The organism is Brevundimonas sp., assembly GCF_032017145.1.
Lineage (GTDB): Bacteria > Pseudomonadota > Alphaproteobacteria > Caulobacterales > Caulobacteraceae > Brevundimonas.
This window is the reverse complement of the sequence record NZ_DALZQC010000032.1, coordinates 20,320-31,344: the sequence shown is the minus strand read 5'-3', so window position 1 is coordinate 31,344 and position 11,025 is coordinate 20,320. Positions and strand designations below refer to the sequence as shown.

Below are 11,025 nucleotides of genomic sequence, written 5' to 3'. Positions count from 1 at the left end.
CCGCCGCCTTCGCCCCGCCGCCGCAACTGCCCGCCGTGCAGATGACCGAGACGCCGCCGGCCCCCAGTGTGGAACAGACCCCCGCGCCGCGCCCGACGCCGGCCGCTTCGGGCAGTCCCTGCCTGCGTCACACCGGATCCGACTGGCGCACCCTGTCGGGATCGATGAGCCTGAACGCCTGCGTCCAGGCGCTGTACGCCGGAACCTGCGTGGGGCCGGGCGACGCCCAATACGGCCGCTGGGGCGACATGACCCTGCGGCTGGTGCCGCGCCGGGTGGAACAGTCGAACGACAACGCGCGTTTCCGCACCCTGGCCGAGCAGGATCGCAACTGCCAATTTCCGGGAATGAACTGATGCGTCTCGCCCTTCTCGCCGCCGTCGCCGGGGTCGCTGTTCTGGGCGCCTGCTCCAACCAGCCGAAATATGAGTTCGCGGAAGGCGCCTGCTACTTCGTCGCGACGCCGGACAATGCGCCGCCGCGCCTGCAGAAGATCGCCGACGACCAGCCGCAACTGGAACAGTGCGCCGCCCGCCTGGAGGAAATGCGTCTGCGGTTCCTGCGCATGGGCGGGTCGAACCAGGAGATCGCGGGCGCCTATCAGGGGCGATTCATCTTCATCGACCGCGAGGGCGTCAAGATCGGCAAGAGCCTGACCGGCAGCCGCTTCTTCTCGATGGCGCGAACCGGAGACGGGCGACTGGCCATCCCCGGCGCCATTCAGCGTGACGAGACCGGTCGTCCCGTCGCCGTGGCGGCGGAGCCCGCCGCGAAGTAGAGCTTGCGCGTCATGAACAAAGGTGGAACATTTCGTTAATCCACCGGTTTGGCGGGTCGGATGTCGAATGCGGCTGGCGGTGATCCGCATCCGGCCTAAGACATCGGGCTGAATTACAGGGCGGGCCAGAGACGCCCCGCCCTTCGAGAAAAGGAAGTTTCCATGGCGGGCAGCGTCAACAAGGTCATTCTGGTCGGCAATCTGGGTCGCGACCCGGAAATCCGCTCCATGCCCAACGGCGACCGGATCGCCAATCTGTCGATCGCGACCTCGGAAACCTGGCGCGACAAGTCCTCGGGCGAGCGCAAGGAAAAGACCGAGTGGCACCGGGTCGTCATCTTCAACGACAACATCGTCAAGGTGGTCGAGAACTATGTGAAGAAGGGTTCGACCGTCTATATCGAGGGCGCGCTCCAGACCCGCAAATGGACTGATCAGCAGGGCGTCGAGAAATACTCGACCGAGATCGTGGTCAGCCGCTTCAAGGGTGAACTGACCATGCTGGGCGGCCGTTCGGAAGGCGGTTCGTCGGGCGGCGGTTACGGCGGCGGCGGTGGAAACTATGGCGGTGGTCGCGGCGACGACGACTATTCGTCCGGCTTCTCGACCGGCGGGGCCAACAAGCCCAGCGGTCCCAAGGAAAGCTACGACCTGAACGACGACATTCCGTTCTGAGGTCTGACCGTTGGGGCGGGGGCCTTACAGCTATCGTGACGATCCCGCCGTGCCGGCCTTCCCGGACGACCGGCCGGTCGTGCTGTTCGACGGCGACTGCGCCCTGTGCTCCGGCTCGGCGCGCAAGATACTGAAGCGCGACCGGGCAGGCCGTATCCGTCTGGCGCCCACGCAGTCGCCGCTGGGACGGGCGCTGCTGGTCCACTACGGCGTCGATCCCGACGATCCCTATACGATGCTGCTGATCCAGGATGGCGTGGCGCGCCAGCGCTCGGACGGCGTTCTGGGCATCGCCGCCCTGCTGCCGTCGCCCTATCGGCTGGCGGTTCTGGGGCGGATCGTCCCGCGCGACGTTCGCGACACCCTGTATGATTTCATTGCGCGCCGTCGCCGTCGTTTTCCCGGCGCGACATGGTGCGCCATGCCGCCGCAAGGCGTCGATCTGAGCGACAGGGTGTTGGGATGAGCGGGCGGGTCTTGGTGCTGGGCGCCAACGGTTTCATCGGCTCCCATGTCGCGGCGGCCCTGGCCTCGGCCGGCTGGTCCGTGCGGGCCGGGGCGCGCCGCATCGCCGAACCGGCCCGCCGCGCGCCCGGTTTCGACTGGGTGTCCGCCGACTTTTCCCGACTGACGACGGCCGAGGGCTGGAAGCAGATATTGGACGGCGTCGACGCGGTGGTGAACTGCGTCGGCGTCCTGCAGGACGGCGGCGGCGACAGCACCCGCGCCGCTCACGTCGATGGACCGCACGCTCTGATCGCGGCGTGTCAGGCGGCGGGCGTGCGGCGGCTGGTGCATATTTCCGCCGTCGGCGCGGACGAGGCGGCCGGCACCCCCTATGCCCGCACCAAGGCCGAGACCGAGCGGCTGGTCGAGGCCAGCGGCCTGGACTGGCTGATCCTTCGGCCGTCGCTGGTGGTGGATCGCGCGGCCTTCGGCGGCACGGGGCTGATCCGGGCGCTGGCGGCCTTTCCGGTGTTCAGCCCGGTCGTGGGCGGCGACCAGACCTTCCGGCCCATTCCGTTGGGCGACCTGTGCGCGGCGGTCGTCGCGGCGGTGAAGCCGGGCGCGCCGTCGCGTCAGTCGCTCGACATGCCGGGGCCGCAGGCGGTGACCATGGTCCAGACGGTGCGGCTTTACCGCGGCTGGATGGGTCTGAAGCCGGCTCCGGTCGTTCGCGTGCCGCGTGCCCTGGCCGCGCCCGCCCTGGCCATCGGCGATCTGCTGGGGCGGCTGGGATGGTCGTCGCCGATCCGCACGACCGCCATCAAACAGATGGATCACGACGTCGCCGGTCGGGACAGCGGTTGGGCCCAGGCGCTGAGCGTGCATTCGCGCGGCTTTACGGACTTTCTGGCCCAGACCCCGGCCTCGGTTCAGGACGTCTGGCACGCGCGGCTGTGGTTCGTGCGGCCGGTCGCCATCGTCACCCTGGGCCTGTTCTGGCTGATCACGGGGCTGATCAGTTTCGGACCGGGCTGGAACGGCGCTCTCGCCATCCTGCATGAGGGCGGCTATGGCCGTCTGGCTGGCCCCGTCGCCTGGTGGGGCGCGCTGCTGGACGTGGTGCTGGGGCTGGCCCTGTTCGTGCGGCCCTGGACGGCGCGGGTGGCGATCTTCATGTGCCTGGCCACGGTCGGCTATCTGATCGCCGCGACGATCAGCCTGCCGCACTACTGGATCGACCCGCTGGGGCCGTGGCTGAAGGTCCTGCCCATGATGGCGCTGTGCCTGTTCGTCGCCGCCACGGACGCCCGCCGATGAGCCTGTATGTCCTGCTGAAGATCATCCACATCCTGTCGGGCGCGGTTCTGTTCGGGACGGGGGCGGGGATCGCCTTCTTCATGCTGCGCGCCCATGCGACCAGGAACGCCAAGACGGTGGCGGATGTCGGCAGGATCGTGGTGCTGGCCGATTTCGTCTTCACCACCAGCGCCGTGGTGGTTCAGCCGATCAGCGGGCTGGGCCTGATCCATCTGCAGGGCTGGTCCCTGACCAGCCCGTGGCTGCTGGCGGCCTATGGGCTCTATGTCTTCGTCGGCGTCTGCTGGCTGCCGGTGGGGTGGATCCAGTACCGGATGATGACGCTGGCCGAACAGGCGGCGGGGCAGGGCGCGCCATTGCCGCCTGCCTATAACCGGCTGTTCCGCTGGTGGTTCGGACTGGGCTGGCCGGCCTTTGCGGGCGTCCTGGGCATCTATTGGCTGATGGTCGCAAAGCCCGAGTTCTGATCGCCTACCAGACCGCCTGATCGAAATGGCGCAGGATCATCTGATCCGCCGTAATCAACTGCGCGCCGTCGGCCATGGCGTTGGCCACGATCAGACGGTCGAACGGATCGCGCGTCCAGCCGAACCGACAGGCCGCCTGAGCGACGGCCGACATCGAGGCGTCGGATTGGACCAAGCCGATCTGGTCTTCCAGCGCCGCGATCATGTCCGGGACGGACGGCGGATTTATCCGACCCAGTTCAGTGAGGATTTCAAGCTCGACAACAACCAGCGGCGAGATCGCGGGAGCGCCGGAACGGCGTAGCAGTCGTTTGGCGACATCGCTCAGGTTTTTGGTTTTGCGCAGATAGAGCCAGGCCACGACCTGGGTGTCCAAATGGATCATTTGTCGCCCAGATCGAACTTGGTGTCGGGATCCCAGGTCCAGTGGCTCTTGTTCGTGTCGATGTCGTCGGCCCAGTCGTCGGCGCCCTCGCGCACGCCTTGCGCCATATAGGCGTCGTAGCGTTCCTCCGGCGTCAGGACGGGCTTGGGCGCTTCGGCGATCAGCGTCAGTCGTCGCCCGCCGCGTCGGATGGTCAGCGGCTCTCCAGTGGCCAGCACGCCGTCCACCAGTCGAAACAGATCCTTGCGAAGGGCGGTCAGGGTGACTTCGGTCATATGTACAGGTTGGTCGTTGAGGCTGTACATGTCAATGCAACGCCGCGACACCTCATGTGAGCGACGAAAGCGCCCGCGCCGTGTCATAGACCATCCATGACCGACGCCGCCCCAGATACCGCGCCCGCACCCGCGCCCCTCCCTGTGAAGCCCCACGCCCTGACCGGACTGGAGATCGCGGCCATTCTGGCGATCATCGTGGTGTGGGGGGTGAACAATGCGGGGGCCAAACTGGCGACGGAGACCCTGTCGCCGCTGATGGTCGGGGCCATTCGTTTCGGCATCGCCTCGGCCTGTCTGATCGCCTTCGTGCGGCCGCCCTTCCCCGACTGGAAGAGCCTGCTGTTGATCGTGATGCTGGGCGGGCCGATCCAGTACGGGCTGGCCTATACCGCCTACTGGTTGGCGACCGACGTCAGTCCGGTGACCGTGGCCAACCAACTGTGGATCCCGTTCACTACCCTGTTCGCCTTCCTGATCCTGGGCGAACGGCTGTCCAGGGCGGCCTTGGTCGGCATGGGCGTGGCCTTCGTCGGCGTGGCCTGGATGACGCTTGATGCGCACGCGCTGCAGGACTGGAAGGCCATTCTGGTCGCCATCGCGGCGGGCGCCGCCTGGGGCGTGACGACCGTGGTCGCCCGGCGGACCACCTCCATCCCGCCGCTGAAGATGCAGGGCCTTCTGGCCCTGGGCGCCTTTCCCGTCATGGCCTTCGGGTCGGCGATGTTCGAACACGGCCAGTGGCAGGCGATCCAGCGCGCCACGCCCATGGTCTGGGCCTCTCTGCTGTGGGCGGGGGTGGTGTCGTCTGTCTTGGCCACGACCCTGTTGTTCTGGCTGGTTCAGCGGCGCGAGGCGGGGCGGGTGACGCCCTATCTGCTGGTGACGCCGGTGGTGTCGATGGCGATCGGCTGGGGCCTGATGGGCGATGTGCTGACGCCGCAGATCCTGACGGGCTCGACCATCGCCATGGGCGGGGTGGTGCTGGTGGCCCTGGCGGAACGGGGCTTGCGCGCGGGCGCCGCCAAGGCTTGATCTGATCGGAAACGATTCAGGAGCCGTCCGTGAACCACATACCCCTCGACGCCGACCACGTCTCTCGCCGCTGGCTGGGCAAGGCGGCGCGCGAACTGCCCGCGCAGGAGGCCAGCGTGGTCGCCAGCGCAGCCGACCGCCGTCCGATCTCGGAAGACATCAACGAGACCTTCGACGATCGTCAGACCTTCGGAGAGCGGCTGGCGGATCGGGTGGCGGCCTTTGGCGGCTCCTGGCCGTTCATCATCGCCTTCGGGGTGTTTCTTGCCCTGTGGACGGTCATCAATCTGTTGCTGCGGAAAGAGGCGTTCGACCCCTATCCCTTCATCTTCCTGAACCTGGTGCTGTCGATGCTGGCGGCGGTGCAGGCGCCGGTCATCATGATGAGCCAGAACCGGCAGGCGGCCAAGGATCGCCTGGACGCGGGCAATGACTATCAGGTCAATCTGAAGGCCGAGATCGAGATCATGGCCCTGCTGGAAAAGGTCGAGCATCTGGCCGCTCGTCAGCAGGAGCAGACCGACATGATCCAGCGGCTGCTGCAAGAGAGAAACGCCCGCTGAACCGGGATTCAGCGGGCGCTCTCGATCCGGTTTTCGGAAACCTCAGCTGGCGCTGAGCGCCGCGCAGGCCACGCGGTCGCCCGCCCCGCCGATGGGCTGGGTCGTGTGGTCGTCGGGATTGGCGTGGATGATGACGGCCGAGCCGTCGGCGTCCCACAGCCACTGGCCGGGGCCCTCGGACGAGATGCGGGCGCGGGTGGTGAACAACTCGGCGTTCACCTTGCCGTCCGCCCCGGCCCAGACGTTTGGCAGGTCGCCGTCGTCCGGGCCGGCCGGATTCAGCAGACCGTGCGGGGCCTTCGGCTCGCCGTGATTGATGTGCGCGCCGGACGAGGTGAAGGGCGCGGCGCATTCGCCGGTCGCATGGATGTGGATGCCGTGCCAACCGGGGGTCAGGCCCGTAGCCTCGATCTTGATCAACAGGCCGGTCGGACCCTGACGCAGATCGACGCGGCCGATGTTGGCGCCTGCGGCGTTGACGAGAACCGCCTGGCCGGTCGCGCCCACGGGGGCGCGTTCGACGGCGGTCTGGGGGGCATTGCCGGTGGCGGCGCAGGCCGTGGTCAGAGCCAGCGGCGAGGCGATCACCAGGGCGGCGGCTAGCGTTTGGACGCGCATATGAAATGTCCTTTCAGAGACGGGCTTTCACGGCGGCGTCGCTTTGCCACCGAGCCCCTGGAATGCTAGAAATCGTCACAGCGGATCACGTTCCGATTCCGGCCGCATAAAGCCACGCTTCCTTGACCGACGACAGCTACGAAAACGCCGCATCCCCGATCAATTCCGGCAGCGGCGGCTCCGACATATCCACGATCACGATCGAGGACGAACTGAAGCGTTCGTACCTCGACTACGCCATGAGCGTGATCGTGTCGCGCGCCCTGCCCGACGCGCGCGACGGCCTGAAGCCGGTGCATCGTCGCATACTGTATTCGATGCACGACCTGAACATGACGCCCGAGCGCGCCTATTCGAAGTGCGCGCGCGTGGTCGGCGACGTGCTGGGCCGGTTCCACCCCCACGGCGACGCCTCGGTCTATATGGCCCTGGTGCGGATGGCCCAGCCCTTCTCGATGGGGCTGATGCTGGTCGACGGTCAGGGCAACTTCGGCTCGGTCGACGGCGATATGCCCGCCTCGATGCGTTACACCGAGGCCCGGATGGCGCCCGCCGCCGTCGCCCTGATGACGGACATCGACAAGGACACGGTCGATTTCCAGCCGAACTACGACGAGAAGGAGCTGGAGCCGGTCGTCCTGCCCAGCCGGATCCCGAACCTGCTGGTAAACGGCGCCGGCGGCATCGCCGTCGGCATGGCGACCAATATCCCGCCGCACAATCTGGGCGAAGTCGTGGATGCGGCCCTGGCCCTGCTGGACGACCCGAATATCTCCGACGACGCCCTGCTGGACATCGTGCCCGGTCCAGACTTCCCGACCGGGGGCGAGATCATGGGCCGAACCGCGCCGCGCAATGCGCTGCGTGACGGGCGCGGCTCGGTCGTGGTGCGCGGCCGCGCCTCGGTCGAGGAGATCCGCAAGGACCGCGAGGCCATCGTCGTCACCGAACTGCCCTATCAGGTCAACAAACAGACCCTGATCGAGCGGATCGCCGAAATGGTGCGCGAGAAGCGTCTGGAAGGCATTTCCGACGTCCGCGACGAATCCGACCGCCAGGGCATGCGGATCGTCATCGAGCTGAAGCGCGACGCCTCGGGCGATGTGATCCTGAACCAGCTGTGGCGCTACACCGCCATGCAGTCGTCGTTCGGCGTCAACATGCTGGCGCTGAACCATGGCCGTCCCGAGCAGATGGGCCTGCGCCAACTGCTGGAGGTCTTCCTGGACTTCCGCGAGGAGGTGGTGGTCCGCCGGGTCAAGTTCGAACTGGCCAAGGCGCGGGATCGCGGCCACGTGCTGGTCGGTCTGGCCGTCGCCGTCGCCAATATCGACGAGGTGATCCACATCATCCGCTCCTCGGCCGATCCGACCGAGGCGCGTGAACGGTTGCAGGCCAAGGCCTGGCCCGTCGGCGACATGATGGCCCTGGTCGAACTGATCGCCGACCCGCGCAGCGTCATCGTCGAGGGCGACAAGATCCGCCTGACCGACGAACAGGCCCGCGCCATCCTGGCCCTGACCCTGTCGCGTCTGACCGGCCTGGGCCGCGACGACATCTTCGGCGAGGCGCGCAGCCTGGCCGACACGATCCAGGGCCACCTGACCATCCTGTCGGACCGCAAGAACGTCCTGGCCATCATCCGCGACGACCTGATCGAGGTGAAGGACAGGTTCGCCGTGCCGCGCCGCACCCTGATCGGGGAAGGCGACGGCGAGATGGAGGACGAAGACCTGATCCCGCGCGAGGACATGGTCGTCACCGTGACCCACGGCGGCTATGTCAAGCGCGTGGCGCTGAACGCCTATCGGACCCAGCATCGCGGCGGCAAGGGCCGCAGCGGCATGGCGATGAAGGATGAGGACGCGATCACCGGCGTGTTCAGCGCCTCGACCCACACCCCGGTCCTGTTCTTCGCCACCAACGGCAAGGCCTACAAGCTGAAGACCTGGCGCCTGCCGCTGGGCAATCCGCAATCGCGCGGCAAGGCCTTCGTCAACCTGCTGCCCATCGAGCCGGGCGACAGCATCATGAACGTCCTGCCGTTGCCTGAGGACGAGACGACCTGGGGCGATTACGACATCATGTTCGCCACCAGTTCGGGCGATGTGCGCCGCAACAAGCTGTCGGACTTCGCCACGGTCAACCGCGCCGGCAAGATCGCCATGAAGCTGGAAGGCGAGGACCGGATGGTCGGCGTCGGCCTGTGCACCGCCGACGACGACGTGCTGCTGACCACGGCCCTGGGCCGGGCGATCCGCTTCAAGGCCGACGACGTGCGCGTGTTCAAGGGCCGGGATTCGACCGGCGTCCGGGGCGTGCGCCTGCAGGACGGCGACGAGGTGATCTCCATGGCCATCCTGGGTCGCGTCGATGCGACGCCGGAAGAACGCTCGGCCTACGTCAAACACGCCAACGCCATGCGCAAGGCCCTGGCCGGCGCAGAGGGCGAGGAGGACGCCGCGGCCCCGGTCGAGGCCGATGACGAGGCGACGGGCGACGCCGTCCTGTCGGTCGAACGGATCGCCGAACTGGGCGCGGCCGAACAGTTCATCCTGACGGTCACGGAAACCGGCTTCGGCAAGCGGTCCTCGGCCTATGAGTATCGCCGCACGGGTCGTGGCGGACAGGGGCTGACGGCCCACGGTCTGGGCGGACGCGCGGGCACGCGCCTGGCGGCGGCCTTCCCGGTCGAAGAAACCGACGACTTGCTGCTGGTCACCTCCGGCGGCCAGATGATCCGCACCCGCATGGATCAGGTCCGCATCGTCGGCCGCGCCAGCCAGGGCGTCACCATCTTCCGCACCGGCAAGGACGAGAAGGTCGTCTCGGTCGAACGCCTGCCGGAAAGCGGTGGGGACGATGTGGAAATCGCGGGCGAAGAGGGCGGCGAGGCGTAAGATCAAGACCCTCTCCCGGCGGGAGGGGGCTTGAGCGCACGGCGGCGTAGCCGTCGTTCTAGCGCGAAAGGGTGAGGGGGTGGACCGTGGGCCTGTCCCACCGGCGCAACCCTCATCCGGCCCTTCGGGCCACCTTCTCCCAACGGGAGAAGGGACGTGTTTTGGGGAGCGGTCATGGCGTCTGAAATCCTGATCGACGGCCGTCCCGCCACGACCGACGACCTGGCCCATCAGGCCCTGGTCAACTACGGCGCCTATACTTCTTTCCGCGTGGAGCAGGGCGCCGTGCGCGGCCTGGACCTGCATCTGGCGCGGCTGGAGCAGGCGGCGGTCGACCTGTTCGGCGAAAGTTCCGGCGAGGCCGAACTGCGGCGTCTGATGGCCCAGGCGGTCGCCGGTCGCGACGCCTGCTGGCTGCGGGTCAGCCTGTTCTCGCCCCAGATCGGTCATCGCGCCCCGTCGTTCGTCGGTCGGCCGAAAGTCATGACCGTGGTTTCGCCGCCCCCGCCGCCCTTGGCCGTCTCGGTCCGGGTCAGGGCGATGGCCTACGAACGGGAGGCGCCGCATCTGAAACACGTCGCGACCCTGGGGCTGACCCGCGCGCGCCGCGCTGCGCGGGCCGACGGCTTCGACGATGCGTTGTTCACCGACGCCGAGGGGCGGATTCTGGAGGGCGCGCTCTGGAACATCGGCTTCATTCGGAACGAGAGGATCGTCTGGCCGCCGGGACCGATGCTGGCGGGCGTGACCCAGGCCCTGATCCAGCGCGGCCTGCCTGGAGCAGGGCTGGCATCCGAGACCCGTCCGGTCGCCCTGTCCGAAATCGCCGCGTTCGACGGCGCCTTCCTGTGCAACAGCGCCACGCCGGTCTGTGCCGTCACGGCCATCGACGACGTGGCTTTCGCCGCCGATCCCGCGATGCTGGGCCGGTTGCAGCGCGCGTGGGAGTCCCAGCCGCCGCAAGTCATCGCGGCCCGCGACGATGACGAAGGCGTCAGCCGGCTAGGCCGCTGATTTCGCACCTGCTAAACGACGCCCAAAGGCAGGCGACAGGCTGGGGAGACACGCCATGCGCATCGGACTTTATCCGGGCACCTTCGACCCGGTGACGAACGGGCATACCGACATCATCAAGCGCGCGCTGAAGCTGGTGGACCGGGTGGTCATCGGCGTGGCGCGCAATGACGAGAAAGGCCCGCTGTTCACCACCGACGAGCGGGTTCGGATGCTGCAGGACGAGGTTGCGGGCCTGGGTGGCGACATCGTGGTCCAGCCCTTTTCAAACCTGCTGATGCATTTCGCCGAGGAACTGAACGCCAACGTCATCATCCGGGGTTTGCGCGCGGTCGCCGACTTCGAATACGAGTTCCAGATGACGGCCATGAACCAGCGCCTCAATCAGGACATCGAGACGGTATTCCTGATGGCCGATCCTCGGCATCAGGCCATCGCCTCGCGGCTGGTCAAGGAAATCGCCCGTCTGGACGGCGCGATCGACAGTTTCGTCAGCCCCGCCATCGCCGCGCGCGTGCGGGACAAGGTCAAGAACGGGATTTGAGAACGAC

The 11,025-nt window shown here is 67.5% G+C and carries 13 protein-coding genes and 1 pseudogene; 11 read left to right on the top strand and 3 right to left on the bottom strand.

Annotation, left to right across the window (positions count from 1 at the left end; genetic code table 11):
• The 6 genes and pseudogenes from RTU05_RS07615 to RTU05_RS07590 form a co-directional block, all read left to right on the top strand.
• A pseudogene (locus RTU05_RS07615) lies at positions 1 to 356 on the top strand (hypothetical protein); the annotation flags it as partial.
• Positions 356 to 778: a hypothetical protein gene (locus tag RTU05_RS07610; protein WP_312597105.1), complete on the top strand. Its 423-nt coding sequence runs from the start codon at positions 356 to 358 to the stop codon at positions 776 to 778. The pseudogene RTU05_RS07615 and the gene RTU05_RS07610, both read left to right, overlap by 1 nt.
• Positions 779 to 940: 162 nt before the next feature.
• On the top strand, positions 941 to 1,453 hold the full coding sequence (gene ssb / locus RTU05_RS07605) for a single-stranded DNA-binding protein (RefSeq protein ID WP_312597103.1): 513 nt from the start codon (positions 941 to 943) through the stop codon (positions 1,451 to 1,453).
• 49 nt (positions 1,454 to 1,502) lie between these two features.
• Positions 1,503 to 1,919 (top strand): DCC1-like thiol-disulfide oxidoreductase family protein, encoded by a 417-nt coding sequence (locus tag RTU05_RS07600; RefSeq protein ID WP_312597101.1) that lies wholly within the window; start codon positions 1,503 to 1,505, stop codon positions 1,917 to 1,919.
• Positions 1,916 to 3,217 carry an SDR family oxidoreductase gene (locus tag RTU05_RS07595; RefSeq protein ID WP_312597098.1) on the top strand — a complete coding sequence of 434 codons (1,302 nt, stop codon included), beginning with the start codon at positions 1,916 to 1,918 and terminating at the stop codon, positions 3,215 to 3,217. The genes RTU05_RS07600 and RTU05_RS07595 overlap by 4 nt, the downstream gene beginning before the upstream one ends.
• Positions 3,214 to 3,684, top strand: coding sequence for a DUF2269 domain-containing protein (locus tag RTU05_RS07590; protein WP_312597096.1), 471 nt, complete (start codon positions 3,214 to 3,216; stop codon positions 3,682 to 3,684). Before RTU05_RS07595 ends, RTU05_RS07590 begins: the two co-directional genes overlap by 4 nt.
• A 4-nt stretch (positions 3,685 to 3,688) precedes the next feature.
• Here RTU05_RS07590 and RTU05_RS07585 read toward each other — a convergent pair whose 3' ends face one another.
• Together RTU05_RS07585 and RTU05_RS07580 are read right to left on the bottom strand one after the other, a co-directional pair.
• Complete coding sequence (locus RTU05_RS07585) at positions 3,689 to 4,069, bottom strand: PIN domain-containing protein (protein WP_312597094.1); 381 nt, start codon at positions 4,067 to 4,069, stop codon at positions 3,689 to 3,691.
• Positions 4,066 to 4,344 carry a type II toxin-antitoxin system Phd/YefM family antitoxin gene (locus tag RTU05_RS07580; protein WP_312597093.1) on the bottom strand — a complete coding sequence of 93 codons (279 nt, stop codon included), beginning with the start codon at positions 4,342 to 4,344 and terminating at the stop codon, positions 4,066 to 4,068. Before RTU05_RS07580 ends, RTU05_RS07585 begins: the two co-directional genes overlap by 4 nt.
• A 96-nt stretch (positions 4,345 to 4,440) precedes the next feature.
• On the opposite strand from RTU05_RS07580, the gene RTU05_RS07575 reads away from it, so the two are divergent.
• Both RTU05_RS07575 and RTU05_RS07570 read left to right on the top strand, forming a co-directional pair.
• Entirely contained in the window at positions 4,441 to 5,379 is a 939-nt protein-coding gene (locus RTU05_RS07575) for a DMT family transporter (RefSeq protein ID WP_312597091.1), read from the top strand.
• A 29-nt stretch (positions 5,380 to 5,408) separates the two neighbouring features.
• On the top strand, positions 5,409 to 5,942 hold the full coding sequence (locus RTU05_RS07570) for a DUF1003 domain-containing protein (protein ID WP_312597089.1): 534 nt from the start codon (positions 5,409 to 5,411) through the stop codon (positions 5,940 to 5,942).
• 42 nt (positions 5,943 to 5,984) lie between these two features.
• Here the strand turns inward: RTU05_RS07570 and RTU05_RS07565 are convergent, their stop codons facing one another.
• A complete protein-coding gene (locus RTU05_RS07565; RefSeq protein WP_312597087.1) occupies positions 5,985 to 6,560 on the bottom strand; it encodes a superoxide dismutase family protein in 576 nt (191 codons plus the stop codon).
• A 122-nt stretch (positions 6,561 to 6,682) separates the two neighbouring features.
• Here RTU05_RS07565 and gyrA point away from each other — a divergent pair, with 122 nt between their 5' ends.
• The 3 genes from gyrA to coaD all read left to right on the top strand — a co-directional run bounded on the left by gyrA (position 6,683) and on the right by coaD (position 11,018).
• Entirely contained in the window at positions 6,683 to 9,460 is a 2,778-nt protein-coding gene (gene gyrA, locus RTU05_RS07560; protein WP_312597085.1) for a DNA gyrase subunit A, read from the top strand.
• A gap of 174 nt (positions 9,461 to 9,634) precedes the next feature.
• On the top strand, positions 9,635 to 10,474 hold the full coding sequence (locus RTU05_RS07555) for an aminotransferase class IV (RefSeq protein ID WP_312597083.1): 840 nt from the start codon (positions 9,635 to 9,637) through the stop codon (positions 10,472 to 10,474).
• Positions 10,475 to 10,529: 55 nt separating this feature from the next.
• Positions 10,530 to 11,018 carry a pantetheine-phosphate adenylyltransferase gene (gene coaD, locus RTU05_RS07550; RefSeq protein WP_248119604.1) on the top strand — a complete coding sequence of 163 codons (489 nt, stop codon included), beginning with the start codon at positions 10,530 to 10,532 and terminating at the stop codon, positions 11,016 to 11,018.
• The last annotated feature ends 7 nt before the right edge of the window (positions 11,019 to 11,025 follow it).

What these genes read in the sequence shown, in the direction of transcription:
- RTU05_RS07610 (WP_312597105.1), top strand. Translation starts at nt 356, where the DNA reads ATGCGTCTCGCCCTTCTCGCCGCCGTCGCCGGGGTCGCTGTTCTGGGC.
- ssb (WP_312597103.1), top strand. Translation starts at nt 941, where the DNA reads ATGGCGGGCAGCGTCAACAAGGTCATTCTGGTCGGCAATCTGGGTCGC.
- RTU05_RS07595 (WP_312597098.1), top strand. Translation starts at nt 1,916, where the DNA reads ATGAGCGGGCGGGTCTTGGTGCTGGGCGCCAACGGTTTCATCGGCTCC.
- RTU05_RS07590 (WP_312597096.1), top strand. Translation starts at nt 3,214, where the DNA reads ATGAGCCTGTATGTCCTGCTGAAGATCATCCACATCCTGTCGGGCGCG.
- RTU05_RS07585 (WP_312597094.1), bottom strand. Translation starts at nt 4,069, where the DNA reads ATGATCCATTTGGACACCCAGGTCGTGGCCTGGCTCTATCTGCGCAAA.
- RTU05_RS07580 (WP_312597093.1), bottom strand. Translation starts at nt 4,344, where the DNA reads ATGACCGAAGTCACCCTGACCGCCCTTCGCAAGGATCTGTTTCGACTG.
- RTU05_RS07575 (WP_312597091.1), top strand. Translation starts at nt 4,441, where the DNA reads ATGACCGACGCCGCCCCAGATACCGCGCCCGCACCCGCGCCCCTCCCT.
- RTU05_RS07565 (WP_312597087.1), bottom strand. Translation starts at nt 6,560, where the DNA reads ATGCGCGTCCAAACGCTAGCCGCCGCCCTGGTGATCGCCTCGCCGCTG.
- RTU05_RS07555 (WP_312597083.1), top strand. Translation starts at nt 9,635, where the DNA reads ATGGCGTCTGAAATCCTGATCGACGGCCGTCCCGCCACGACCGACGAC.
- coaD (WP_248119604.1), top strand. Translation starts at nt 10,530, where the DNA reads ATGCGCATCGGACTTTATCCGGGCACCTTCGACCCGGTGACGAACGGG.